General features: G+C 69.7%; 28 protein-coding genes. 20 read left to right on the top strand and 8 right to left on the bottom strand.

All coding sequences use genetic code 11. From position 1 onward, the window contains the following. The first annotated feature begins 15 nt into the window (after positions 1-15). A complete protein-coding gene (locus tag AC3A6X_RS18515) occupies positions 16-525 on the top strand; it encodes a flavin reductase family protein (protein ID WP_487843560.1) in 510 nt (169 codons plus the stop codon). A gap of 10 nt (positions 526-535) precedes the next feature. On the opposite strand, the gene AC3A6X_RS18510 is transcribed toward AC3A6X_RS18515, so the two are convergent. Then, on the bottom strand, positions 536-1,255 hold the full coding sequence (locus AC3A6X_RS18510; protein WP_487843559.1) for a GntR family transcriptional regulator: 720 nt from the start codon (positions 1,253-1,255) through the stop codon (positions 536-538). Positions 1,256-1,380: 125 nt separating this feature from the next. On the opposite strand from AC3A6X_RS18510, the gene AC3A6X_RS18505 reads away from it, so the two are divergent. From AC3A6X_RS18505 to AC3A6X_RS18480, 6 genes are read left to right on the top strand one after another with little or no spacing between them, the layout of a single operon-like run. Continuing rightward, complete coding sequence (locus tag AC3A6X_RS18505; RefSeq protein ID WP_487843558.1) at positions 1,381-2,370, top strand: Bug family tripartite tricarboxylate transporter substrate binding protein; 990 nt, start codon at positions 1,381-1,383, stop codon at positions 2,368-2,370. A 24-nt stretch (positions 2,371-2,394) separates the two neighbouring features. Beyond that, positions 2,395-3,138: a TSUP family transporter gene (locus AC3A6X_RS18500; protein WP_487843700.1), complete on the top strand. Its 744-nt coding sequence runs from the start codon at positions 2,395-2,397 to the stop codon at positions 3,136-3,138. Between the two features lie 19 nt (positions 3,139-3,157). After that, positions 3,158-4,564: an amidohydrolase family protein gene (locus tag AC3A6X_RS18495; RefSeq protein ID WP_487843557.1), complete on the top strand. Its 1,407-nt coding sequence runs from the start codon at positions 3,158-3,160 to the stop codon at positions 4,562-4,564. Between the two features lie 31 nt (positions 4,565-4,595). Next, positions 4,596-5,093, top strand: coding sequence for a BON domain-containing protein (locus tag AC3A6X_RS18490; protein WP_487843556.1), 498 nt, complete (start codon positions 4,596-4,598; stop codon positions 5,091-5,093). A 32-nt stretch (positions 5,094-5,125) separates the two neighbouring features. Next, positions 5,126-6,055 (top strand): DMT family transporter, encoded by a 930-nt coding sequence (locus tag AC3A6X_RS18485; RefSeq protein WP_487843555.1) that lies wholly within the window; start codon positions 5,126-5,128, stop codon positions 6,053-6,055. 43 nt (positions 6,056-6,098) lie between these two features. After that, a complete protein-coding gene (locus AC3A6X_RS18480; protein ID WP_487843554.1) occupies positions 6,099-7,013 on the top strand; it encodes a glutaminase in 915 nt (304 codons plus the stop codon). Positions 7,014-7,017: 4 nt separating this feature from the next. On the opposite strand, the gene AC3A6X_RS18475 is transcribed toward AC3A6X_RS18480, so the two are convergent. Next, positions 7,018-7,908, bottom strand: coding sequence for a LysR family transcriptional regulator (locus AC3A6X_RS18475; RefSeq protein WP_487843553.1), 891 nt, complete (start codon positions 7,906-7,908; stop codon positions 7,018-7,020). 90 nt (positions 7,909-7,998) lie between these two features. On the opposite strand from AC3A6X_RS18475, the gene AC3A6X_RS18470 reads away from it, so the two are divergent. Next, positions 7,999-8,199, top strand: a complete 201-nt coding sequence (locus AC3A6X_RS18470; protein ID WP_487843552.1) for a YjiS-like domain-containing protein — start codon at positions 7,999-8,001, stop codon at positions 8,197-8,199. Here AC3A6X_RS18470 and AC3A6X_RS18465 read toward each other — a convergent pair. Both AC3A6X_RS18465 and AC3A6X_RS18460 read right to left on the bottom strand, forming a co-directional pair. Further along, complete coding sequence (locus AC3A6X_RS18465; protein WP_487843551.1) at positions 8,196-8,453, bottom strand: hypothetical protein; 258 nt, start codon at positions 8,451-8,453, stop codon at positions 8,196-8,198. The two genes, AC3A6X_RS18470 and AC3A6X_RS18465, sit on opposite strands and share 4 nt — an antisense overlap. 1 nt (position 8,454) lies before the next feature. Continuing rightward, the gene (locus tag AC3A6X_RS18460; protein ID WP_487843550.1) at positions 8,455-9,531 is read right to left on the bottom strand and encodes a LacI family DNA-binding transcriptional regulator; all 1,077 of its coding nucleotides are present in this window, start codon (positions 9,529-9,531) and stop codon (positions 8,455-8,457) included. Between the two features lie 135 nt (positions 9,532-9,666). Here AC3A6X_RS18460 and AC3A6X_RS18455 point away from each other — a divergent pair, with 135 nt between their 5' ends. From AC3A6X_RS18455 to AC3A6X_RS18420, 8 genes are all read left to right on the top strand, one after another. Continuing rightward, positions 9,667-10,533 (top strand): dioxygenase family protein, encoded by an 867-nt coding sequence (locus AC3A6X_RS18455; protein WP_487843549.1) that lies wholly within the window; start codon positions 9,667-9,669, stop codon positions 10,531-10,533. A gap of 25 nt (positions 10,534-10,558) precedes the next feature. Next, positions 10,559-11,323, top strand: a complete 765-nt coding sequence (locus AC3A6X_RS18450) for an SDR family NAD(P)-dependent oxidoreductase (RefSeq protein ID WP_487843548.1) — start codon at positions 10,559-10,561, stop codon at positions 11,321-11,323. A gap of 2 nt (positions 11,324-11,325) precedes the next feature. Further along, entirely contained in the window at positions 11,326-12,210 is an 885-nt protein-coding gene (locus AC3A6X_RS18445) for a beta-keto acid cleavage family enzyme (RefSeq protein WP_487843547.1), read from the top strand. After that, the gene (locus AC3A6X_RS18440) at positions 12,207-13,208 is read left to right on the top strand and encodes a quinone oxidoreductase family protein (RefSeq protein ID WP_487843546.1); all 1,002 of its coding nucleotides are present in this window, start codon (positions 12,207-12,209) and stop codon (positions 13,206-13,208) included. Before AC3A6X_RS18445 ends, AC3A6X_RS18440 begins: the two co-directional genes overlap by 4 nt. Before the next feature lie 58 nt (positions 13,209-13,266). Further along, positions 13,267-14,250 (top strand): tripartite tricarboxylate transporter substrate binding protein, encoded by a 984-nt coding sequence (locus tag AC3A6X_RS18435; protein WP_487843545.1) that lies wholly within the window; start codon positions 13,267-13,269, stop codon positions 14,248-14,250. A gap of 86 nt (positions 14,251-14,336) precedes the next feature. Further along, positions 14,337-15,464, top strand: coding sequence for an XRE family transcriptional regulator (locus AC3A6X_RS18430; RefSeq protein WP_487843544.1), 1,128 nt, complete (start codon positions 14,337-14,339; stop codon positions 15,462-15,464). Next, entirely contained in the window at positions 15,461-15,610 is a 150-nt protein-coding gene (locus AC3A6X_RS18425) for a hypothetical protein (RefSeq protein WP_487843543.1), read from the top strand. Before AC3A6X_RS18430 ends, AC3A6X_RS18425 begins: the two co-directional genes overlap by 4 nt. Positions 15,611-15,697: 87 nt before the next feature. Continuing rightward, on the top strand, positions 15,698-16,054 hold the full coding sequence (locus AC3A6X_RS18420) for a hypothetical protein (protein ID WP_487843542.1): 357 nt from the start codon (positions 15,698-15,700) through the stop codon (positions 16,052-16,054). Between the two features lie 37 nt (positions 16,055-16,091). Here AC3A6X_RS18420 and AC3A6X_RS18415 read toward each other — a convergent pair whose 3' ends face one another. Together AC3A6X_RS18415 and AC3A6X_RS18410 are read right to left on the bottom strand one after the other, a co-directional pair. Then, complete coding sequence (locus tag AC3A6X_RS18415; protein WP_487843541.1) at positions 16,092-16,607, bottom strand: cupin domain-containing protein; 516 nt, start codon at positions 16,605-16,607, stop codon at positions 16,092-16,094. A 58-nt stretch (positions 16,608-16,665) separates the two neighbouring features. Further along, entirely contained in the window at positions 16,666-17,403 is a 738-nt protein-coding gene (locus AC3A6X_RS18410) for an NAD-dependent epimerase/dehydratase family protein (protein WP_487843540.1), read from the bottom strand. 92 nt (positions 17,404-17,495) lie between these two features. Here AC3A6X_RS18410 and pdxR point away from each other — a divergent pair, with 92 nt between their 5' ends. Next, complete coding sequence (pdxR, locus tag AC3A6X_RS18405) at positions 17,496-18,932, top strand: MocR-like pyridoxine biosynthesis transcription factor PdxR (RefSeq protein ID WP_487843539.1); 1,437 nt, start codon at positions 17,496-17,498, stop codon at positions 18,930-18,932. Positions 18,933-18,939: 7 nt separating this feature from the next. Here pdxR and AC3A6X_RS18400 read toward each other — a convergent pair whose 3' ends face one another. Next, complete coding sequence (locus tag AC3A6X_RS18400) at positions 18,940-19,407, bottom strand: Lrp/AsnC family transcriptional regulator (protein WP_487843538.1); 468 nt, start codon at positions 19,405-19,407, stop codon at positions 18,940-18,942. Between AC3A6X_RS18400 and AC3A6X_RS18395 the strand changes: the two genes are divergently transcribed. From AC3A6X_RS18395 to AC3A6X_RS18385, 3 genes are all read left to right on the top strand, one after another. Further along, positions 19,406-20,479 carry a threonine ammonia-lyase gene (locus AC3A6X_RS18395; protein ID WP_487843537.1) on the top strand — a complete coding sequence of 358 codons (1,074 nt, stop codon included), beginning with the start codon at positions 19,406-19,408 and terminating at the stop codon, positions 20,477-20,479. The genes AC3A6X_RS18400 and AC3A6X_RS18395 overlap by 2 nt on opposite strands. An 11-nt stretch (positions 20,480-20,490) precedes the next feature. After that, positions 20,491-20,865, top strand: coding sequence for a VOC family protein (locus AC3A6X_RS18390; protein ID WP_487843536.1), 375 nt, complete (start codon positions 20,491-20,493; stop codon positions 20,863-20,865). Positions 20,866-20,928: 63 nt separating this feature from the next. Continuing rightward, positions 20,929-21,387, top strand: a complete 459-nt coding sequence (locus tag AC3A6X_RS18385) for a CopD family protein (protein WP_487843535.1) — start codon at positions 20,929-20,931, stop codon at positions 21,385-21,387. A gap of 9 nt (positions 21,388-21,396) precedes the next feature. Here AC3A6X_RS18385 and AC3A6X_RS18380 read toward each other — a convergent pair whose 3' ends face one another. Continuing rightward, positions 21,397-22,527 carry a DUF4172 domain-containing protein gene (locus AC3A6X_RS18380; RefSeq protein ID WP_487843534.1) on the bottom strand — a complete coding sequence of 377 codons (1,131 nt, stop codon included), beginning with the start codon at positions 22,525-22,527 and terminating at the stop codon, positions 21,397-21,399. Positions 22,528-22,563 lie beyond the last annotated feature (36 nt).

The raw sequence follows: 22,563 nt of genomic DNA, 5'->3' as shown, positions 1-22,563 counted from the left end.
CTTCCCAGCTTCCCCGTGACCGCTCCCGCCCAGGCGACACCGCCCTCCTTCACGACCGATGAATTCCGCGACGCCCTGGGCATGTTCGCGACCGGCGTGACCATCGTCACCGCGCGCGCGGCCAACGGCCGGCTGGTCGGGCTCACCGCCAACTCCTTCAACTCGGTGTCGCTGGCTCCGCCGCTGGTGCTGTGGAGCCTGGCGCGCAGTGCAGCCTCGATGGCCGCACTCAGCACCGGCTCGCACTACGCGGTCAACATCCTGGCCGCCGACCAGAAGGACCTGGCCGAGCGCTTCGCATCGAAGGACGTGGACCGCTGGGCCGATGTCGCCTTCACCGAGGGCGTGGGCGGCGCGCCGGTGCTGGCCGGGGCGGCGGCGAGCTTCGAGTGCTTCAACCGCAGCCGCTACGACGAGGGCGACCACGTGATCTTCGTCGGCGAGGTCGAGCGCTGCACGCACAGGGCGGGCGCCTCGCCGCTGCTGTTCCACGGCGGGCGCTTCTACACCGAGCACCCGCTGTAGTCCCGCTCGCTCAGCGCCTGAGGCTGAGCTTGTAGCGGAAGGTGTCGGCGCGGTAGACCGCGGTCTCCAGATGCACCGGGCCGCCGCCGGCCAGGTGCAGCAGGCGCTCCACCTGCAGCACCGGCGCGCCGGGCTCGAGCTGCAGCAGCTTCGCCTCCTGCGGCTTCGCCAGGCCGGCGCCGATCTCGAGCTGGGCCTCGCCGATCTCCAGGCCGCCCTCGTGCTCGAAGACCTCGATCAGGTCGCGCTGCGAGAAGTCCACGCGCGCCAGCCGCTCGCCCAGGAAGCGGGGCAGGTAAGAGCTGTTGACAGACAAGGGCTCGCGGTCCAGGTAGCGCAGCGTCTGCAGGTGGTACACCGTCTCTCCCGCAGGCAGCTGCAGCTGCCGCGCCACCGCGGCCGGCGCCTTCACTTCGCGCCAGGCCAGCCGCTTGCTGCTGACGGCGTGCTGCTCCAGCGCGAGCGCCTCGTTGAGTCCCTGCAGCCGGTTGAGGCTCTGAGCCGCCTTCGAATGGGACACGAAGGCCCCCTTTCCGTGCAGCTTGACGATCAGCCCCTCGGCCTGCAGCGCGCCCAGCGCCTGCCGCACGGTGATGCGGCTGACGCCGTGCGCCGCCGTCAGCTCGGATTCGGAAGGCAGCTTGGCCCCCGGCGCCAGCTCGCCGTCCAGGATGCGCGCGCGCAAGGCGTCGCGCAACTGCGCATGCAGCGACTGCGGGAGCTCAGGCATGGATGGCCCCATCGCCAACGTTGGCATGCGACTTGCGTCGCTTGTCATAACTTGTCATAACAAGTAGATTCGGCACCGCCAGGGTGCTTCTTTTCCGTTCATTCACCGACCGAGGAAATCCGACCATGTCCGCAGCCCGAGCTTTCTTCTTCCATTCCACCGCCGCCGCGCTGGCGCTCGGTGCCGGCGTCGCCGCCGCCCAGGCCCAGGGCTATCCCGCCAAGCCGATCACGCTGATTGTGCCGTTCAGCGCCGGCGGCGGCGTCGATGCGACGGCGCGCCTGCTCACCGCCAAGCTGGGCGAGCAGCTCAAGCAGCCGGTCGTGATCGAGAACGTGGCCGGCGCGGCCGGAACGATCGGCACGCAGAAGGCGGCGCGTGCGCCGGCCGACGGCTACACGCTGCTGTTCGCGGTGGCCAGCCCGCTCAACGTGGCGCCGCTGGTGGCGCCTTCGGCGGTGCGCTACGACAGTTTCAAGGACTTCGTGCCGGTGGCCACCGTGGGCACCTCGCCCTTCGTGCTGATCGGCAAGACCGCCCTGCCCGCGCGCACCACGGCCGAGCTGATCCAGCTGGCGAAGGCGCAGCCCGGCAAGCTCAACTTCGGCACCGACGGGGTGGGCACGTCACTGCACATCACCGCCGAGATGTTCAAGCAGCGCGCCGGCATCGACCTGATGCACGTACCGTACAAGTCGGGCCCGCAGGTGCTGACCGATGTGGCGGGCGGCCAGGTCGACCTCGCGGTGCTGCCGCTGTCGCTGGCGCAGCCCTTCGTGAAGGACGGCAAGGTGCGAGCGTTCGGCGTCACCTCGGCGGCGCGTTCGCCCAGTGCGCCGGCAATCCCCGCACTGGGCGAGACGCCCGAGCTCAAGGGCCTGGAAATGGACGCCTGGCTCGGCGTGCTCGCCCCCGCCGGCACGCCGGCCGCCGTGATCTCGGCGTGGGTCAGCGCGCTCGACACCACGCTCAAGGACCCGGAGATCGCGCGCAAGCTCGCCGACATCGCCGTCAAGCCGCAGCTGATCGCCGGCCCCGCCTTCGCCGACTACCTGGCGAAGGAGCGCAAGACCATCGCCGACGTGGTGCAGACCGCCGGCATCAAGGTCGAGTAAGGAAGAAGGAGCGCGCCCGTGCTGATGTCGCTTGCCAGCGCCTGGATCGTTCTGCCTGCCGTGCTGCTGGCCGGCGGGCTGATCGGCGCCAGCGGCATCGGCGGCGTGCTGCTGGTGCCGGTGCTGACCAAGTTGGGCGAAGTGCCGCTGCCGCAGGCGATCGCCGCGGCCTCGCTGGGCTTCGCGCTGCCGGCGCTGGTGGCGCTGCGTCCGCTCCTGCGCGAGTGCGCGCAGGCGGTGCGCTGCATCCCCTTGCTGGCCGGTGCGCTCGCGGGTGCGGGCGCCGGTGCGCTGCTGGTGCGCTGGCTGCCCGCCGCCGCGCTGATGACGGGCGTGACCCTGCTGGTGCTGTTCTCGGGCTGGCGCGGCCTGCGCGCCGCGGCCGCGGCGCCTTCCTCCGCCGCGCCGCTCGGCACGCCGCTGCTGCTCACGCTCGGCGTGGCGGTCGGGATCGGCTCCGCGCTCACGGGCACCGGAGGCCCGGTGCTGGTATTGCCGCTCCTGATGCTGCTGCGCCAGCCGGTCGGCTTTGCCGTGATCGCCGCACAGGCGGTGCAGTTGCCCGTGGCCCTGGCCAGCAGTGCGGTGCATGCAATCGAAGGCCGCCTCGACCTGCGGCTGGCGGCGCTGTGCGGCCTGCTGATGCTGGCCGGCTCCCTCGCCGGCCAGCGCGCGGCCGCCGGGCTCGACATGCGGCAGCTGCAGCGCTTCGTCTCGCTGCTTCTGCTGGCCGTCGGCAGCTGGTTCGCCTGGCTGCTGCTCGCCTGATCTGATTGAAGGAAGTGCCATGCTGTCTCCCGAAGTTCTGCAATCAGACCGGCCGTTGTTGCTGGCGCCCGAATGGGTGATGCTGCCCGAAGGCCCGCGCCAGGGCCTCGGCGTCGTGGTGCGCGACGGCCGCTTCGCGCAGGTGGGCCCGCTCTCCGACGTGCGCGCCGCGCATCCCGGCCTCGCCACCATCGAGCTGCCGCAGCGCCTGCTGATGCCGGGCCTGATCGACACCCACACCCACCTCACCCAATCCTTCGGCAAGGCGCTGGCCTTCGGCGAGCCTTCGGAAATCTTCCGCCGCATCTGGGTGCCGATGGAGGCCACGCTCGATGCCGACGCGGCCTATCTCTCGGCCAAGCTCTCGGCGCTGGAGTCGCTGCGCGGCGGCTTCACCACGGTGGTCGATGCGGGCACGCGCTCCGACGCCGGGCTGGATGCGGTGGCCAGCGCCGCACGCGATGCCGGCATCCGCTGCGTGCTGGGCATGATCTGCAACGACGCGGGGCTCGACGGCGACGAGGCCGCGGCCCGCCGCATCCTCGATGCGGCCGCGACCTTCCTGGCCCGGCTCGAGCACGACCCGCTGGTGCATCCCTCCCTCGCGATCTCGATCCCCGAGGCCGCGACCGACCGCATGCTGCGCGCGGCCGCCGCGCTCACGCTCGAAAGCGGCCGGCGCTTCCAGACGCATGTCAACGAGCACCTGGCGGCCGTCGAGCGCTCGCTGGTGGCGCGTGGCCTTCGCCCCCTCGAAGTGCTGCACGCCTGCGGCGCGCTCAATGCCTCGGCCCTGCTGGCCCATGCCACCCTGCTCACGCCACGCGAGCTGGGCCTCCTGCGCGACAGCGGCGCCGCCGTGGCCTACAACCCGGTGGCCAGCCAATGGAAGGGCAATGCGGTGCTCGACGCCGGCCTGCTGCAGATGCTCGGCGTGCCCTTCGGCCTGGGGACCGACGGCACGCGCGCCGACGGCTTTCGCCTCATGGACGCCGCCGAGGCCACCCAGCGCCTCACGCAAGGCCTGGCCAAGGGCGACTCCTCCTGCGGCGGCGGCTGGCTCTGGCTCGACCACGCGACGCACCGCGGGGCCGAGGCGGCGGGCCTGGGCACGCTCACCGGCCGCATCGCCGAGGGCCTGGCCGCCGACTTCCTGCTCCTCGACCTGGATGTGCCCGAGTTCGTGCCGAGCTGGGACCTGAGTTGGGAGCTGGTGCGCTTCGCGAACCGCGACCAGATCGAGGCGGTGTTCGTGCAGGGCGCGCTGCGCCTGTGGAAGGGCTGGCCGGTCGACTGGGACGCCCGCGCGCTGATGCGCGAGGTGGCGACGATCGCGCGCCGCGATGTCAGCCGGGCGCCGATCCAGCGCGTGCATCCGGTCGCCGACCTGCACCGCGCCCGACAGCAGCCCGGCAAGCCCGCCTGAAGCTTTCGCGAAGGCGGGCTACGATCGGCCCATGCCTTCACGCCTGCGCCGCGGCGCGCCCGCGGCACTGCTCGCCGTGGCCTGCGCGGCGGCCGCCGCCAGCCCCGAGAAGAAGAACTGGTTCGACGATCCCTTCTTCCAGGTGTCGTCGGGCGCGCGCGGCTGTCCCGTGCCCGAGGGCCCGCTCTACACCGAAGAAGAGCGTCGTTCCCAGATGCATGCGCGGCTGGAGCGCGGCACCAGCTGCTGGCTGGAGGGCCGCTGCAAGGACAGCAATGCCTACCGCTACGACAAGGCCATCGCGCCCCAGGTGCAGGCTGCACTCGCCGCCGTGCCGGGTATGCGGCGCGCCAGCGTCTGGGCCGTCGTGCAGCGGCGCTGGGTCTATCTGCAGGGCTGCGTGCCCTCGCGTGCGCTGGCGCGCCGGCTCGAACAGGCGGCGCGCGCCGTGCCCGAGGTCGAGCTGGTCGTCGACGACCTGATGGTCGGCACGCGCGGCAAGCCGCCCTATCCCGTTGCGAGCCCCTGACAACGTCATCAGAGACATACCGAGCAAGAAGAATGATCGAACGCAAGAACCACCTCGACACCCGCGCCACCACCCTGCTGCTCGCCTGCTGCGCCTTCTGGGGCCTGCAGCAGATCCTGATCAAGACCACCGTGGCCGAGGTGCCGCCGCTGTGGCAGGCCTCGATCCGCATGACGGGCGCGGTGCTGCTGCTGTGGCTGTGGTGCCTGTGGCGCCGTGTGCCATTGTTCGAGCGCGATGGCACGCTGGCCGGTGGCCTGATCGCCGGCCTGCTGTTCGCGGGCGAGTTCGTCTGCATCTACATCGGGCTGCAGCACACCACGGCATCGCGGCTCACCGTGTTCCTCTACACCTCGCCCTTCGTGGTGGCGCTGCTGCTGCCGCGCTTCGTGCCGGCCGAGCGCCTGCGCGGCGTGCAGTGGCTGGGCTTGGCGATCGCCTTCACCGGCGTGGTGCTGGCCTTCAGCGAGAGCTTCGGCCAGAGCAGCGCCGGCCAACTGCACGGCGATGCGCTGGCCCTCGCGGCCGGCGTGCTGTGGGGCCTGACCACGCTCGCGATCCGCACCACGCGGCTCGCCACCGCCAGCGCCGAGAAGACGCTCTTCTATCAAATTGCGGTCACGGCCGCGGTGTCGCCACTGCTGTCGCTGGCGCTGGGCGAGCGCTGGGGCTTCGCCTACTCGGGTTACGCCTGGTTCTCGATCTCGCTGCAGACCGCGATCGGCGCCTTCGCGAGCTACCTGGCCTGGATGTGGATGCTGCGGCACTACCCGGCCACGCGCATCTCCTCGTTCACCTTCCTCACGCCGCTGTTCGCGCTGGTGTTCGGCGTGGTGCTGCTCGACGAGCCGCTCACGCTCCAGCTGGTGCTGGCGCTGGCGGGCGTGGCGCTGGGCATCGTGCTGGTGAACCGGAGGACGAGCCCGACGGTGCAGGCCGAACCCGTCAGCCGGGCCAACTGAAGAACATTTCCTCGATCTGCACGATGCACGAAAGGCGCGAGCGATGAACTTCCAGCCCCTCCTCGACGAGATCGACGAAGAGATCCGCCCGCTGCTGGGCCAGGGCGGCACGGTGGCCAGCTACATCCCCGCGCTCGCGCGCGTGCCGGCGCAGCAGTTCGGCATCGCGCTGCGCACCTGCCAAGGGGGCGAGGCCTCGGCCGGCGATGCGGCAACGCCCTTCTCCATCCAGAGCATCTCCAAGCTCTTCACGCTCACGCTGGCCATGCGGCACCTCGGCGATGCGCTGTGGGAGCGCATCGGCCGCGAGCCCTCCGGCAACCCCTTCAATTCGCTGGTGCAGCTCGAGAGCGAGCACGGCAAGCCGCGCAACCCCTTCATCAATGCCGGCGCCATCGCGGTGGCCGACCGGCTGCTCTGCGACGGCGATGCCAAGGCCGAGCTGCTCGCGCTGATGGCGAGCCTCTGCGGCGAGCCCATCGGCTTCGACCCCGAAGTGGCCGCCTCCGAAGCCGCCACGGGCTACCGCAACTACGCGCTGGCGAACTTCATGAAGAGCTTCGGCAAGCTCGACAACGCGGTCGAGGCGGTGCTCGACCTGTACTTCCACCAGTGCGCCCTGCGCATGAGCTGCGTGCAGCTGGCCCGCGCGGCCGGATTCCTGTGCCGCGACGGCCGTCATCCGCGCGGCGGCGAGGCCGACATCACGACCGAGCGCCACACGCGCCGCATCAACGCGCTCATGCTGACCTGCGGCACCTACGATGCCGCAGGCGACGTCGCCTTCTCCATCGGCCTGCCCTGCAAGAGCGGCGTGGGCGGCGGCATCGTGGCCGTGGTGCCGGACCAGCTCACGCTGTGCGTCTGGTCGCCCGCGCTGGATGCGACGGGCAATTCGCTGCTGGGCAGGAAGGCGCTGGAGCTGTTCGTCGCGAAGACCGGGCTGTCGGTGTTCTAGTGGCTCAGGCGAATTCCAGCAGCGTCTCGATCACGCGCTGCGTGGCGCCATCGAGGGCGACGTGTGCGCGGTACGCAATGGCCAGGTGGCGCGTGAGCTTGGGGCTCAGCGGCAGCGTCTGCACGTGCTCGCCGGCGTGGGCGGTCGTCCCGTCGTCGGGTGCCGGCAGCAGCGCCACGCCGTAGCCTGCGGCGACCAGGCCGCGCATCGCGACGTCGTAGTCGTGCTCGATGCGCGCGCGCGGCGCGAAGCCGGCGCGGCCGAACCACTCCATGGTCAGTTCGTACATGCGCGAACCCGGCTGGTTCATGATCAGCGGGTGCTGCGCCAGCCAGGCGGGCGTGGCGCGGCGCGGCGCCTGCCAGCGCGCAGGCACGAAAGCCACCATGGGCTGCTTGCGCCACGGCTTCAGCGCCACGCCCGGTGTCGCCGGCTGCGGCAACGCGATGATGGCCAGGTCCAGCGTGCCGGCCAGCAGGCCGGAGACCGAATAGGCCGAGCCCAGGAAGCTGGGCGTCAGCACGATGTCGGGGTAGCGCTCGAGCAGCGCATGGAACACCGGCGGCAGCAGGTCGACCACCACGCTGGTGGTGCTGCAGCCTATGCGAACCTGGCCGGCCAGGCCCTGGTGCTGGCGGCGTACCGCGTCGATCGCGTCGTCTGCGTCGCGCAAGAGGCGCCGGCCGCGCTCCACCAGCACCGCGCCGGCCGGGGTGGGCGTGACGCGCCGCGCACCGCGCACGACCAGCGGCGCGCCGAGGCGCGATTCGAGATCGCTGACATGGAGGCTCACGGTGGGCTGCGCGAGGTGGAGGGCCTGCGCGGCGGCGGAGAAGGTGCCGAGGTCGGCGATGGCGACCAGGGTTCGGAGCTGGTCGAGGTTGAGTTGGCGCATCAGGAATCCTGATTGATGGCTTCAGAAATCTCAACTTCCACAATAGCACGCGGCGACGCACCATCTGGCTCCATGACAGGAGAAAGCGCAATGGAACTGAGGATGCAACTGCCGTTGACCGAATCGTTGATGCGGGTATTCGCCAGCGGCCTCGCGCGCTTGGCAGCACGCCGCCGTGTGCGCCGCCAGGCGCTGCAGCTTGCAGCGATGAGCGAGCACGAGCTGCTCGATCTGGGGATCGGCCGCAGCGAGATTCCCGCCCTGCTGCGCGCGGGCAGGGGCGCACGCTAGCTGCTCCACTGGTCGCCTATTTGGCCGCTCACCGAGTTGCGCCGGCCGTCCGGCATCGAGCCGCTCAATTCGTGCTGCACAAAGTGCGCGTTCGCCACGTCTGCGCCGGTGGCGCGTTGCACTGCAAACCCAGCGAGCAGGGGCGGCCTGTTTTTCTTGAATTTGGCCCGGCGCGGCATCAGGAAATCCACGACGACCTTGACGGGATTTCCGTCATCGACATGCACCTCCCGGAACATCTGAAAAGGCCGCATGTCATCTTCGCCTCGCCGGTACCCTGCAGCCTCCAGCAGCCGGACCAGGGTCGTCGCCAGCAAGCTTGCGCGTCGACGCCCGCACCACCAGCTCCGGCCGCAGCACCACGGTGGAAGCCGACAGCGACTTGCCCTCGATCTCGTCGAACAGCATCTCGGCCGCGCGCCAGCCCAGCTCGCGGTGCGGCAGGCGGATGGTGGTGAGGGGCGGATCGACCATGTCGACCAGCGGCATGTCGTTGTGGCCGGTGATCGAGATGTCCTGCGGCACGCGCAGGCCTTGGGCGCGCAGCAGGTCGTAGGCGCCCAGGGCCACGAGGTCGTTGCAGCACACGACGGCCTCGGGCCGCTCGTTCTGCGCAAGCAGTTGCTCCATGGCCTGGCGGCCGGCCTCGCGGCTGTAGCTCTCGCATTCGGCGACCGCGGCCAGCGCCAACCCCCGGTCGCGCAGCGCCTGTTCCACGCCCTGGCGCCGGGCCACGCCGGTGGGCACGTTCTGCGGCCCGGCCAGGTGCGCGATGCGCCGGTGGCCGGCTGCGACGAGGTGGTCCACCGCCAGCTTCATCGCCAGCCGGTCGTCGCTGACCACCGCAGGTAAGCGCCCGCTCTCGTCGGCGCGGTTCACCAGCACCGTGTGCATGCCGGCCTTCTGCAGGTAGTCGATGAGCGGGTCGTCGCGCATGGCGATCGCCATCACCAGCCCGTCGACCTGCTGCGCCAGCATGCGCTCGACCACCGGGCGGGCGAGCGCGGGGTCCATCACGTTGGTCACGAACACGAAGTAGCCGCGCGCCGCGGCGCTGGCCTCCACGCCCTGAAGGATGGGCGGGAACACCGGGTTGGTGATGTCGGGCACCAGCACGCCGATGGTGTGGGTGCGACCGGTGCGCAAAGCAGAGGCGGCGCGGTTGGGCCGGTAGCCCAGGCGCTGCGCGGTCTCCTCGACCACGCGCAGCACTTCCTCGCTGATGAGGCCGCGCTTGTCCGGGCTGAGGGCGCGCGAGACGGTCGAGACATGCACGCCGGCGGCCAGCGCGACGTCGCGGATCGTGACCGTGGAAGGCGGTTGTGGGCTCATTTTATGCAAACGATTGATCTCGTTGATGCCAAGAGTATCGCCTTGTTTTCATTGGGGACTCTCGTAAACCCCGATTTTGCGTGAAATTTCTTCGACGTCATAATCTGCAAACGTTTGCAGACCACCAAAGGCCCCATGAACATCGTGACCACCCCCGATTCCGTGCTCCGCATGGCCACCGCCGCCATGTCCCGTACGCCCGACGAGCGCCTGCGCACCGTGATGGAGGCGCTCACCCGCCACCTCCATGCCTTCGTGCAGGAAGTGCGCCTCGGCGAAGAGGAGTTCGAGCAGGCGCTCGAGTTCATCGTCGCCATCGGCCAGGCCACCGGCGAGAAGAAGAACGAGGTTGTGCTGGCGGCCGATCTGCTGGGGGTCTCCACCCTGGTCGCGCTGCTGAACAACCAGGACCCGCAGGGCGAATCGCCCGCCGCGCTGCTCGGGCCCTTCTGGCGGGCCAACGCGCCGCTGTGCCGGGCGGGCGAATCGATCGCGCGCTGCGACACGCCGGGCGTGCCGCTCGAAGTGACGGGGGTGGTCCGCGACACGCAGGGGCGGCCGGTCGCGGGCGCCATCGTCGATGCCTGGCAGGCCTCGCCCGCGGGCCTCTACGAGAACCAGGACCCGCAGCAGGACGACATGAACCTGCGCGGCCGCTTCGAGACCGATGCCGAGGGCCGCTTCCAGTTCCACACCGTGCGCCCGGCTGGCTACCCGGTGCCGACGGACGGGCCCTGCGGCCAGCTGCTGCGCGCGCAGCAGCGCCACCCCAACCGGCCGGCGCACCTGCACTTCATGGTGAGCAAGCCGGGGCACAAGGTGCTGATCACGCAGGTCTTCGCCGACGACGACGAAAACCTGGAGAGCGACCCGGTGTTCGGCGTCACGCGCCGGCTGATCGGCCGCTTCGAGGCGCAGCGCGACGGCCAGGCCGCGACGCTGCAGCATGACTTCGTGCTCGAGCCCGGCGAGATGAAGTTCCCCCGCCCGCCCATTCCCTGAATTCCTCTTACCGACCATCCATCGCATGAGCTTCGATCCCACACCCCGACTCGACGGCAAGGTGGCCGTCATCACCGGCGGCCTCGGCGCCATCGGCTACGCCACGGCGCAGCGCCTCGCGGCGCTCGGCGCCAGCTGCGTGCTGCTGCACCGGGGCGGCGACGACGCGGCCCAGCGCGCGGCCGCGCTGCCCGCCACGGCCGGCCAGCGCCATGCCGCGCTGCGCGCCGACATCGTCGACACGCCCAGCCTGCAGAAGGCCGCGGCCGACGTGAGCGAGCGCTACGGCCGCTGCGACATCCTGGTCAACAGCGCGGGCCACACCCGGCCCGTGGCCGCCGCCGACCTCGACGGGCTGACCGACGCGCTCATCGACGAGCTGATGCGCGCCAACTTCCGCGGCGTCTTCGCCACCATCCGCGCCTTCGCACCGCTGCTCAAGGCCAGCGGCGACGGGCTGGTGGTCAACATCTCCTCGATCGCCGGCTTCACCGGCGTCGGCAGCAACCTGGCCTACGTGGCGGCCAAGGCCGGGCTGGACGTGGTGGGCGATGCGCTGGCCAAGGCGCTCGCGCCGGCGGTGCGGGTGGTCTCGGTCTCGCCGGGTGCAGTCGACTCGTCTTTCGTGCCGGGGCGCGGCGAGGACTTCAAGGCCAATATGGCGACGACCACGCCGCTGGGGCGCATCGGCAAGCCGGATGACGTGGCGGCTACCGTCGAGGCGCTGGCGACCACGCTGCGCTTCGTGACGGGCACGCGCATCGTGGTGGATGGCGGGAGGCATCTGTGAACATGAAAACACTCATCACTTGCGCCGTCACCGGCAACCTGGTGAAGCCCGAGCAGACGCCGCACCTGCCGATCACCCCGGCGCAGATCGCCGACGAATGCCTGGCCGCGGCCGAGGCCGGCGCGGGCCAGGTGCACATCCATGTACGCGACCCCGAGAGCGGCAGGCCCTCGATGCAGGTCGAGCTTTACCGCGACGTGGTGGACCGCATCCGCAAGCAGAACCGCGACCTCATCGTCAACCTGACCACCGGCCCCGGCGGCCGCTTCATCCCGAGCGAGGACGACCCGAAGGTCTACGCGCCCGGCACCAGCCTGCTGCCGCCCGAGAAGCGCGTGGAGCACATCGCGCTGATCAAGCCCGACGTCTGCTCGCTGGACCTCAACACCATGAATTCCGGCCCCGACGTGGTGATCAACACACCGAAGAACGTGCGCCGCATGGCCCGGGTGATCCGCGAGGCGGGCGTGAAGCCCGAGCTCGAGATCTTCGATTCCGGCGACATCCACATGGCGCTGGACCTGATCGCCGACGGCACGCTCGAGGGCCCCGCCATGTGGACCCTGGTGCTGGGCGTGAAGTACGGCTTCATGCCCACGCCGCAGACCGTGCTGTACGCGCGCGACCTGCTGCCGCGCGGCGCCTTCTGGAGCGCCTTCGGCATCGGCCGCATGGAGTTCCCGATCGTGGCGCAGGCTTGGCTGCTGGGCGGCCATGTGCGCGTGGGCATGGAGGACAACATCTATCTCGAGAAGGGCGTGCTGGCCGAGAGCAATGCGCAGCTGGTGGCCAAGGCGCGCGACATCATCGAGAGCCTGGGCGGCGAGATCGCGAATCCGCGCGAGGCACGCACGATGCTCGGCCTGGCCGGGGGAACCGCCCGATGAGCGCAGTCCTGAACGCGGCGACGGCCGCCCGCGCCGTGCGCCTGCACGAGAAGGCCGCGGCGCTCGATACCTTGAAGCTCGACATCGCCGAGCAGCGCGAGCCTGCCGCCAGGCCCGGTTTCGCCGTGGTGCGCATCGGGGCGGCGGCGGTGAACCCCAGCGACGTCAAGGCCAGCCTGGGCCTCATGCCCCAGGCCGTGTGGCCGCGCACGCCGGGCCGCGACTTCGCCGGCGTGGTGGTCGCGGGCCCGACCGAATGGGTGGGCCGCGAGGTCTACGGCTCGGGCGGCGACATCGGCATCACGCGCGACGGCTCGCATGCGCGCTTCCTCACGCTGCCCGTGGCCGCTCTGCGCGATCGCCCGCGCAGCATCTCGATGGACGAGGCCGGCGCGGTGGGCGTGCCCTTCGTCACCGCCTACGAGGGCTTCCGCCGCAGCGGCATGCCGCAGGCGGGGCAGACGGTGCTGGTGCTGGGTGCCAATGGCAAGGTGGGGCAGGCCGCGGTGCAGCTCGCCGCGCAAGGCGGCGCGCGGGTGATCGCGGTGCAGCGGCGCGCCGGGCCCTTCGAGGGATTCGCCTGCGGGCCGGTCGATGTGATCGATGCCGGTACAAGCGACGTCGCCGCTCGGGTGCGCGAGCTCACCGGCGGCCGCGGCGCCGACATCGTCTACAACACGGTGGGCAGCGCCTACTTCGAGGCCGGCAACAAGGCGATGGGCAAGGGTGCCACGCAGATCTTCATCGCCACGCACGATCGCGCGGTGCCCTTCGACATCTTCTCGTTCTACCGTGGCATGCACACCTACGTGGGCATCGATTCGCTCGCGCTGGACTGCGAGGCCGCCACGGCGCAGCTCGACGCAATGCGCGAGGGCTTCGAGCGCGGCACCCTGAAGCCCTTCCCGGTGGCGCGCGCCTTCACGCTCGACGAGGCTGCGGACGCCTATCGCCTGGTGCTCTCCGGCAGCACCGACCGCGTGGTGCTGCGGCCCTGAAGAAGCGACTGCGAATCCGCAGCCGACTCCCAACGACGAATCTAACGGAGACAAGACCATGACGACATTTCTTCCCAGCCGCCGCCAGCTGATCGCGGCCGCATTGGCGGCCTGTGCCTTCACAGGCGGCGCCCAGGCCCAGGGCGACTGGCCCAAGGGCCAGACGATCAAGCTGATCGTGCCTTTCACCGCCGGCAGCGGCACCGACATCGTCGCGCGGCTGGTGGCCGAGCGCCTGGGTCCTGCCCTGGGCACCAGCGTGATCATCGACAACAAGCCCGGCGCCGGCGGCACGCTGGGCGCGGCGCAGGTGGCGAAGGCGCCGGCCGATGGCTACACGCTGCTCGTGCATTCGGCGGGGCACCTGGTCAACCCCTCGATCTACCCCAACCTCAGCTACGACACGCTGAAGGACTTCGCCGGCATCACGCCGATGGCGAGCCTGCCCAACATGCTGGTGGTGGCGCCCAACCGCTTCGCCGACGTGAAGGACCTGGTCGCGCAGGTCAAGGCCAAGCCCGGCGGCTTCAACTACGGCTCGGCCGGCAACGGCTCGGCCACGCACATGAATGCCGAGGTGTTCCGCCTGGCCGCCGGCGTGCAGGCGCAACACGTGCCCTTCCGCGGTACGCCCGAGGCGATGACCGAAGTGATGGGCGGGCGCATCGACTGGTTCTTCGCGCCCATGGTGTCGGCCCTGCCGCTGGTGAAGGACGGCAAGCTCAAGGCCCTGGCCGTGGGCACCGGCAAGCGCTCGGCCGTGATGCCGCAGCTGCCCACCACGGTCGAGGCCGGCGTGCCCGGCTCGGAGTACCTCTTCTGGGTCGGCCTGTTCGCGCCGGCCAAGACGCCGAAGGCGGTGGTCGAGCGGGTCCAGGCCGAGGTCGCGAAGATCATGACCGCGCCGGAGCTCAAGGAGCGGCTGGACAAGCTCGGCGCCGAGGCCTTCACCATGCCCTCGGCCCAGTTCGATCAGTTCCTCGTCGACGAGACCGCCAAGGCGCAGCAGGTGGTGAAGGCGGCCGGGATCAAGGTGGATTGACGCATCGCTCCCATCCACCGGCCAAGCAAATCCCTCCACTTGATTAAAGTTGATTTCCATGACGCTTTGCCGATAATTCACTGGCTATGCACAAAGTTATCCACAGCGAAAAGCTCAAGCAGGCGCTGCAGGCTCGCGGGTGGACCCAGAAAGATCTGGCGACCGAGCTGGACGTGACAGCCCAAGCCGTGACCAACTGGATGAAGGGCGCCGACTTTCCTCGGCCCGACAAGCTTCTCAAGCTGGCCACAACCTTGAAGCTGAATTTCGCCGACCTGGTGGTCTCCAGCTCGGCAAAGGATCAACCGGTCATTGCGTTTCGGAAGAAGGGCGGCGCCAAGACAACGGATGCGCACATCCTCAAGGCCATGGGCATGGGGTCGCTGCTGAAGCCGCTAGTGCCGTTCCTTCCCGAGCTCCGCTCACTTCGGGTCCAGATTCCATCTCCGACGACACAGTACGACGCATTGCAAGCCGTTGCGTCAGAGGTTCGGACCCGTATCGGACTGGGTGGTCAAGCGGTCTTGTCTTACCAACACCTGATAGGCGAATTCGAAACCAACGGCGCTGTCATCGTGCCCGTCCTCTGGGGTGAAAAGCAGAATCACAAGAATGCGCTGCACATCCTGCTTCCTCAGGAGCAGGTCACGTTCATCTTCTTGAACCTCGATACGCGACTGGAAGACTTCAAGTTCTGGATGGCGCATGAACTGGCGCATGTCTACACACCAGACCTGGCCGGCAAAGATACTGGTGAGGACTTCGCGGATGCGTTGGCTGGGGCGTTGCTCTTTCCGAAGTCCCTGGCAGAAGTGGCTTATGCCCAGGCCGCCAGACAAGGCAGTGCAGCAGGCGAGATCAAGGAGTTGCAGCGGCACGCCGTTGCGCACAGCATTTCGTTGTTCAGTGTGTTCTGCGAGGTCAACCGCTATGCCAAGGCTCAAGGGCTGACTTCTCTGCGCAGCAAGGACACCGACATCCACGCCGTTCGCAACAACCGGCGAGGCAAGCTGGTCAGTGAAAGCTTGTTCGCGCCGGCGCCACCGGAACCTTCAGCTTATGTCGCAGCTGCGCAGAGCGTGTTTCGAAGCGCGTTCTTCCCTGCGCTGCAGCGGATGATCAAGAGCAAAGGCACAGGTCCAGGCTACCTCCAGCAGATCATGGACATCCCGATGCAGGATGCGACGGCGCTTCATGGAGAGCTGAGTCGTTGACGCTGGTTCTGCTCGACACGAATGCCTGCCTCCGGCTGGCAAAGCGTGTCAGGCCTGCGGTGGGGATCAAGTTCGGTCAGAAGGGCTACGTGCTCACGGTTCACAAGTCGGTCGAGGATGAGGTTCATCGCAGCGCCCGATTGTGAGCGACCTATCCGTGGTTCGACGGGCAGGAATTTGCCGACGAGCGCCTTGCAAAGCAGATTCGCCTCAGCGAGGAGGAGAAAGCCAGCGTGCAGGCCGCCCAGAGCGTGCTGCGCGGATGGGTTCTGGCGGACCCCGACAAGTACACCTCGGCCGGCCGATCCCCACCAGGGCCGACGGATTGCTGGCTGCTGGCACTTGGCCAAGTCAAGCCGGCCATCGTCGTGACGGATGACCTGGGCATGCATGCGCTGGCTGAGGAGTTCGGCATCGCCGTCTGGCATGGCTTCGAACTCCTGGACAAGCTTCGGTCCGCCAAGGTCGTCAACGGGCCGCTGATCCGGGAGATATATGAGGCGCTTGAGGTCAACGGCGACATGCCGAGATCGTGGCTAGAAGCAAAGCACATCATCTTTGCGAAGATCTTTGGGCCGAAGGCAAGCTGAAAACGCAAGCAGCCATCAGCCACGAAAGCACATTCCCTCACTCGTAGACCACCAGCGGCCCGCAGTTCTCGTCGGTGACGAAAAAGGCGATCAGCTTCGCAGTGCGCGACGGGTCCGGGTTCTCGGCGAACACGTGCAGCGTGCCGGGCGGCTCGAAGAAGCTCTGGCCGGCCTGGTAGTCCGCTGCCGGCGTGCCCTGCAACTGCGATCGGATGGTGCCCTCGGTCACGACCGCGGTGACCGAGCCCGGATGCCGATGCGCCGGCGAGAAGGCCAGCGGCGGGAACTCCACCAGTACCGTGGTCTGGGACTTGCCGGGCACGTTGGGCAAGGGCTCGCACGACAGCCGCTTCACAACGGTTGCGGGCCGTGCCGCGGCGCCGGCCGGCGCGGGGGCGGAGGCGAACATCGGCCGGCCGAGGCTGCTGCAGAGATCGTCGAACCACTGCACGGCCGAGCGCGGCGCGGCGGGCACGAGCAGGAGCCATCCGGCGGCCAGGCCGAGCGTGGCGAGCGCGGCGGCGCGGCGCGGGGCCATGAACAGCGCGCTCATTGGGTAAGCTCCGCGCTGCGCGCTGCGGTGCTATTCGCCTTGGGAGCGGCCCGGCGGCTCATCGCAGGACCTCCGCCGGCCAGCGCAGCGCCGCATGCCAGCCGAGCTCGCGCCAGGCCTTGTCGCTGCTGACTTCGGGGCCGTCTTCGGCGATGTTGTAGATGCCGCGGGCGTCGCGTTGAACGGCCAGCAGAGCCGCCCATGCCGCCGCTTCGACGTGGACCGGGCTGGCGCCCCGGGGCGTGGGCGTCGAGGTGCCCGGGCCGTAGATCTGGCCGTAGCGCAACACCGTCCCGGCCAGGCCGCGCGTCCCGAGCGTCAGTTCTTCCAGGGCCGCCACTCCGCGAATGGTGATGCCGCGCGGCTCCGCGGCGGTGATGTCCAGCGGCTGCTCCTCGCGCCACGGCCTCGGGCCGGGCGCATACGCCCAGGCGACGCTCTGCGCGATCAGGCGGCCGCAGCCGGCGGCCAGCGCCGCGGCGACGAGGTTGCGCGTGCCTTCGCTGCGCACCCGCGCGTTGCGCACCACCGCCTCGGCCATTCGCGCCGGGTCCAGGTCGCGCGGAAGGTCGGTGAGCTGATGGATCACGATGCCGGGAGCGATCCGCTTCACGGCCGATGCCAGGGCTGGCGCGTCGAAGACGTCGACCACCACCGGCGTCACCTCCTGCGCCTCCAGGGCCTCGGCCCGTTCGGAGCGGCGCGTCGTGCCGTACACCGCGTAGCCGGCATCCACCAGCAGGGGAGCCAGCACCGACCCGATGGCGCCCGTGGCACCGGCCAGGAATATCTTCATCTTGCAGGGCCTTTCCACGATCTTCGGAGGCTTCAGCTTAGGTCTACGATGCACCAGAACAAAGATCCAAGAATTGCAGAAACGACTGGGCCATGATGGACGCGCATTCTCTCCGCGCCGAGCTGCTCCGGCTGGACCGGCGGCAGGCGGCACCGCTGTACCGGCAGATCTGCCAGCGCCTGCGCAGGGCCATCGAGCAGGGCCTGCTGCAGCCGGGCGAACGCCTCGCCTCGGCGCGCACCCTGGCCAGCGAGCTGGGGGTGGCGCGCGGCACGGTCGAGCTCGCCTACGGCCAGCTGGCCGGCGAGGGCTATCTGCTCGCGCGCGGGCAGGCCGGCACGGTGGTGTCGCCGCAGCTGCCGCACTCCGCAGCGCCGCCCCCCGCGCGTGCGGGCACGCCGGCGCCTCGCGAACTGCCGCTGGTGCCGGTCTCGGCGCCCCCGCCTTTTCAGCTCGGCATCCCTGCCCTCGACGCCTTTCCGCGCAAGCTGTGGGCGCGGCTGGCGGCACGCAGGATCCGCGCGACCACCATCGCCGACATGAACTACGGCGACCCCGTCGGCCATGCGCCGCTGCGCGAGGCCATCGCGACCTACCTCCTGGTGTCGCGCGGCGTGGCTTGCAGCCCGGGGCAGGTGTTCGTCACCGCGGGGCACCGCGCGAGCCTGGCCCTGGTCTCGCGCGTGCTTCTCGCCCCGCAGGAGCGCGTCTGGGTCGAAGAGCCGGGCTTTCCGCCGACGAGCGAGGTGCTGCAGAGCGCCGGCCTGCGTGTGGTCCGGGTGCCGGTCGATGCGCAAGGCCTGCGCGTCGCCGTGGGCCGACGCCGCGCGGCCGACGCGAGGCTGGCGGTGGTCACGCCCTCGCATCAGGCGCCGCTGGGCTATTCGATGAGCATGGCGCGCCGGCTCGAGCTGCTCGCCTGGGCCCGGGCCGCGAAGGCCTGGATCGTCGAGGACGACTACGACGGCGAGTACCGCTATGCCGGGCATCCGCTGCCGGCACTGAAGAGCCTGGACCGGCAGGACCGGGTGCTCTATGCCGGCACCTTCTCGAAGGTGCTCCACCCGGGCCTGGCGCTGGCTTACCTGGTCGTGCCCGAGCCGCTGGTCGAGCGCTTCGCGCGGGCCGCCCGCATGGGGTCCAACGGCTGTTCGACGCTCGGCCAGGCGATCGTCAGCGACTTCCTCCGGGAAGGCCATTTCGCCCGCCACATCAAGAAGATGCGGCTGCTCTACGCACGCCGGCGGACGATGCTGGCCGCGGAGCTGCAGCGCGTCTTCGGCGAGGCGGTGCACATCGAGCTTCGCAGCGGCGGCATGCATCTGATCGCCGGCTTCGAAGGGCTGGGCAGCGACACCGCCTCGAGCCTGCGCGCACAGGAGGCCGGCCTCAACTGCCGGGCCCTGTCGGAGCGCTATGCGGGCAAGCCTGCGCTCGAAGGGTTGCTCATGGGCTTCGCCAACATCGCCTCGGAGGCCGAGGCGAGGCGCCTGGTGGCCAGGCTGCGCAGGGCGCTCCTTGTGGGCTAGGCCCCGCTCACCGCTTCGGAATTTCCAGCGGGCCACCGCGCTTCGCCGCGTCGAGCACGACTTGCGTGGTGAAGCTCCTGACGTTCGCGTCGTGCAACAGGCAGGCATTGCAGAACGCGTCGTAGGCAGCGAGATCCGGCACGATGACCACCAGCACGTAGTCGACGTTGCCCGCGACACCGTAGCACTGCTGGACCTCGGCGCGCTGGATCACCTTGTCGCGGAACGCCTGCGTCGCGCGCGCCGATTCATCGACAAGATCGACATGCACGATCGCGGTCAAGCCCAGGCCGAGTTTCGCGCAGTCGAGCGACGCCGTCTCGGCCACGACGACGCCGGTGTCACGCAGACGCTTCAGCCGCCGCTGCACCGCGGCGGCCGACAAGCCGACCTGGGCGCCGATCTGCTCACTCGGCACGCGTGTGTCGTGCTGGTAGAGGGCAAGGATCTGGCGATCGAGCGTGTCGAGGTTCATGGTGTCGGTCGGCCGCATCGGCGGCACTCAAGATGCGGCGTGGCCGCGAAAGCGGGGGTCGAATCGAGGCCGAAAGCACCGGCCGCTTGTGCACACTCCCTGCATGCCGATTATCGAGACCCCCCACCGACTCTCGCTCGCCAGCATCGAGCGCGCAGCCACGCTGATCGACCCGCTGTTCCGCGACAGCCCGCAGTTCGAGTGCGAACCGCTGTCGCAAGCGCTGGGTGCGTCGCTCCTCCTGAAGGTCGAGACGCTGAATCCGCTGCGCTCGTTCAAGGGCCGCGGCGCGGACTTCTTCATGCATGAGAACGCCGCCCGCCTGCGCGGCCGAACCCTGGTGTGCGCGACCGCCGGAAACTGGGGCCAGGCCATGGCCTATGTGTGCCGCGCGCGGCAATGGCCGCTCGTCGTCTACAGCGCGACGACGGCCAACGCGCTCAAGGTCGAGCGCATGCGCGCGATGGGCGCCGAGGTGCGCTTGCACAGCGACGATTTCGACGCGGCCAAGGAAGAGGCCCGGCGTTTCTGTGACCACACCGGCGCCGCGTTCGTCGAAGACGGCCAGGAAGCGAGCATCGCCGAGGGCGCGGGAACGATCGGGCGCGAACTGCTGCGCCAGCACCGCTTCGACACCGTGCTCCTGCCACTGGGCAACGGGGCACTGGCCACCGGTGCCGGCCGCTGGATCAAGGCCCACGCACCCGGGGTTCGCGTGGTCGGCATCTGTGCCGAAGGCGCCGACGCGATGGCGGCCTCGTGGCAGCAGGACCGCATGGTCGAACGCGAGGCCGTGCGCACCATCGCGGACGGCATCGCGGTTCGCCGCCCGGTGCCCGGTGCATTGGCTGACATGCACGGCACCATCGACGACGTCGTGCTGGTGGGCGAAGAGGCCATCGAGCGCGCGATGCGCCTCGTTTTTTCCACGGCCGGGCTGGTGATCGAGCCGGCCGGCGTCGTTGGCGTCGCTGCGGTGCTGGAGCACCCGTCTCTGCGCTCCGGCCGCCTCGCCACGGTGCTGTGCGGCAGCAATCTCACGCAGGAGCAGGTGGTTCGCTGGCTCAACTGAGGACACCCCACATGATCGATCACGTTTCGCTCGGCACGAACCGCTATGCCCAGGCGGTGGCCTTCTACCAGCGCGTGCTGGAACCGCTGGGCCTGACCCTGCTGCGGGATACCGGTGCCGAAGCATCCTTCGGCATTCCCTCGCATTGGTCGTTCTTTCTCTACCCCGTTCCCGTGGAGGAAAGGGTGACGGCACGTGGCACCCACCTCGCGTTCGGTGCGGCCTCGCGCGCCGAGGTGTCGGCGGTCCATGAAGCGGCGATGGCTGCATCGGCGAAGGACGTGTTCACGCCGCGCGAGCGGCCCGATATCAGCCCCACCTACTTCGGCGCGATCTTCCTCGACCTCGACGGTCACCGGATCGAGGTGCTGACGAACGCGGACTGACCTGGCATCGCTGCGTGCCCCATGGCACGCCGCACGCGTTTGTGGACTAAGCTGCGCGCTGCCATGCCCCAAGCCCTCCTGCTCCTGCTGCATCTGCTCGCCGCCGCCTTCTGGGTGGGCGGCATGGCCGTCATGCACTTCGCCGTTCGCCCTTCCGCCGTCGCGGTGCTCGAGCCGCCGCTGCGGCTGCCGCTGATGGCGCAGGCGCTGTCGCGCTTCTTCGCCGGCGTTTCCGTCGCCATCGTCGTGCTGCTGGCCAGCGGACTCGGCATGGTCTGGCTGGCGGGCGGTTTCGCCCGCGTGCATTGGAGCGTGCATGCCATGCTCACCATCGGCCTGGTGATGATGGCGGTGTTCCTCCACGCCCGCTTCGCGCCTTATCCGCGCCTGCTGCGCGCCGTCGCCGCCCGCGAGTGGCCGGTGGCCGCGGGCCAGCTCAACACGATCCGCCGGCTGGTGGAGCTGAACCTCGCGCTGGGCGTGGCGGTGTTCGCGCTGGCGGTCGTGGGGCGGGTGTTGTGACGCCGCGCCTCAAGACGGCATGACCAGCTCGTAGCTGGTGCTGCGCCCGCCGGACCCGGACTTCTTCAACACCCCGCGCGCCACCAGGTCGCCGATGTCGCGCAAGGCCGTGTCGGCGGAGCACTTGGCGATGGCGGCCCACTTGCTGCTCGTGAGCTTGCCCTCGAATCCGTCGACCAGGCGATTGAGCAGCTTGATCTGCCGCTCGTTGAGCGGCAGCTCCGCCCAGCGCTGCCAAACGCGGGACTTGGCCAGCACGGCGGACAGCGAGGCTTCCGCACCCTCGACGGCGCGCAAGAGGCAGCCCAGGAACCAGGCGAGCCAGGGCGTGACGTCCATCGGGCCCTTTTGCGTGCGCTCCAGCATGTCGTAGTAGTCCTTGCGCTCGCGCTGGATCTGGGCCGAAAGGCTGTAGAAGCGCTGCGCGGAGCGGTCCGCGCGAGCCAGCGCCATGTCGCCGACAGCACGTGCGATGCGGCCGTTGCCGTCGTCGAAAGGGTGCAAGGTGACGAACCAGAGGTGCGCGAGGCCTGCATGCACGAGCCGATCGCCATCCGTGGACAACTCGAACCACTCGAGAAAGCGGGCCATCTCCGCTTCGAGCCGCGGCGCGGGCGGCGCTTCGAAGTGCACCTTGCGCCGGCCGATGGGGCCGGAGACCACCTGCATCGGTCCGGCCGCATCGTCGCGCCAGGCGCCGGTGCGGATCGGCGCGAGGCCGCTGTAGCCCGTGGGGAAAAGCGCGGCATGCCAACCGAAGAGGCGCTCGCGCGTGAGCGGCTGCGCATGCGCGCCGGTGGCGTCGAGCACCATGTCGACCACGCCGTCGACATGCCGGTCCGCGGGCGCCAATGCGCCTATGTCCAGGCCCAGCCGGCGGGCGATGGACGAGCGGACGGTCTGGGGGTTGAGCCGCTCACCCTCGATCTCGCTGGTCTTGACGACATCGTCGGTCAGCACCCGCAAGGTGGTGGCGTCGCGCTGCGACAGGCCCACGTCGGCCATGCGGCCTCGAAGATGCCCCTGGGCAGCGTGAACGGCAGCGAGCGGTGCGGCGAGAACGGTGAGGTCGTAGCGCAGGCGCGGCCAGCCGGGGTTCTCCCAGATGTAGAGGCCTTCAACGCTTTCTCCGCCGTTCATGCGGAGATTGTGCGCCCATTCGCCGCACACGGCGGG

It is taken from the genome of Variovorax sp. Soil_C_12 (assembly GCF_057657375.1).
This window is presented reverse-complemented; position numbering and strand designations above follow the sequence as displayed.

Bases quoted from the DNA above. Each gene is read 5' to 3' on its own strand.
- AC3A6X_RS18510 (WP_487843559.1), bottom strand. From the start codon at position 1,255: ATGCCTGAGCTCCCGCAGTCGCTGCATGCGCAGTTGCGCGACGCCTTG.
- AC3A6X_RS18505 (WP_487843558.1), top strand. From the start codon at position 1,381: ATGTCCGCAGCCCGAGCTTTCTTCTTCCATTCCACCGCCGCCGCGCTG.
- AC3A6X_RS18500 (WP_487843700.1), top strand. From the start codon at position 2,395: ATGTCGCTTGCCAGCGCCTGGATCGTTCTGCCTGCCGTGCTGCTGGCC.
- AC3A6X_RS18495 (WP_487843557.1), top strand. From the start codon at position 3,158: ATGCTGTCTCCCGAAGTTCTGCAATCAGACCGGCCGTTGTTGCTGGCG.
- AC3A6X_RS18490 (WP_487843556.1), top strand. From the start codon at position 4,596: ATGCCTTCACGCCTGCGCCGCGGCGCGCCCGCGGCACTGCTCGCCGTG.
- AC3A6X_RS18485 (WP_487843555.1), top strand. From the start codon at position 5,126: ATGATCGAACGCAAGAACCACCTCGACACCCGCGCCACCACCCTGCTG.
- AC3A6X_RS18480 (WP_487843554.1), top strand. From the start codon at position 6,099: ATGAACTTCCAGCCCCTCCTCGACGAGATCGACGAAGAGATCCGCCCG.
- AC3A6X_RS18475 (WP_487843553.1), bottom strand. From the start codon at position 7,908: ATGCGCCAACTCAACCTCGACCAGCTCCGAACCCTGGTCGCCATCGCC.
- AC3A6X_RS18470 (WP_487843552.1), top strand. From the start codon at position 7,999: ATGGAACTGAGGATGCAACTGCCGTTGACCGAATCGTTGATGCGGGTA.
- AC3A6X_RS18465 (WP_487843551.1), bottom strand. From the start codon at position 8,453: ATGCGGCCTTTTCAGATGTTCCGGGAGGTGCATGTCGATGACGGAAAT.
- AC3A6X_RS18460 (WP_487843550.1), bottom strand. From the start codon at position 9,531: ATGAGCCCACAACCGCCTTCCACGGTCACGATCCGCGACGTCGCGCTG.
- AC3A6X_RS18455 (WP_487843549.1), top strand. From the start codon at position 9,667: ATGAACATCGTGACCACCCCCGATTCCGTGCTCCGCATGGCCACCGCC.
- AC3A6X_RS18450 (WP_487843548.1), top strand. From the start codon at position 10,559: ATGAGCTTCGATCCCACACCCCGACTCGACGGCAAGGTGGCCGTCATC.
- AC3A6X_RS18445 (WP_487843547.1), top strand. From the start codon at position 11,326: ATGAAAACACTCATCACTTGCGCCGTCACCGGCAACCTGGTGAAGCCC.
- AC3A6X_RS18440 (WP_487843546.1), top strand. From the start codon at position 12,207: ATGAGCGCAGTCCTGAACGCGGCGACGGCCGCCCGCGCCGTGCGCCTG.
- AC3A6X_RS18435 (WP_487843545.1), top strand. From the start codon at position 13,267: ATGACGACATTTCTTCCCAGCCGCCGCCAGCTGATCGCGGCCGCATTG.
- AC3A6X_RS18430 (WP_487843544.1), top strand. From the start codon at position 14,337: ATGCACAAAGTTATCCACAGCGAAAAGCTCAAGCAGGCGCTGCAGGCT.
- AC3A6X_RS18415 (WP_487843541.1), bottom strand. From the start codon at position 16,607: ATGAGCGCGCTGTTCATGGCCCCGCGCCGCGCCGCCGCGCTCGCCACG.
- AC3A6X_RS18410 (WP_487843540.1), bottom strand. From the start codon at position 17,403: ATGAAGATATTCCTGGCCGGTGCCACGGGCGCCATCGGGTCGGTGCTG.
- pdxR (WP_487843539.1), top strand. From the start codon at position 17,496: ATGATGGACGCGCATTCTCTCCGCGCCGAGCTGCTCCGGCTGGACCGG.
- AC3A6X_RS18395 (WP_487843537.1), top strand. From the start codon at position 19,406: ATGGTGTCGGTCGGCCGCATCGGCGGCACTCAAGATGCGGCGTGGCCG.
- AC3A6X_RS18400 (WP_487843538.1), bottom strand. From the start codon at position 19,407: ATGAACCTCGACACGCTCGATCGCCAGATCCTTGCCCTCTACCAGCAC.
- AC3A6X_RS18390 (WP_487843536.1), top strand. From the start codon at position 20,491: ATGATCGATCACGTTTCGCTCGGCACGAACCGCTATGCCCAGGCGGTG.
- AC3A6X_RS18385 (WP_487843535.1), top strand. From the start codon at position 20,929: ATGCCCCAAGCCCTCCTGCTCCTGCTGCATCTGCTCGCCGCCGCCTTC.
- AC3A6X_RS18380 (WP_487843534.1), bottom strand. From the start codon at position 22,527: ATGAACGGCGGAGAAAGCGTTGAAGGCCTCTACATCTGGGAGAACCCC.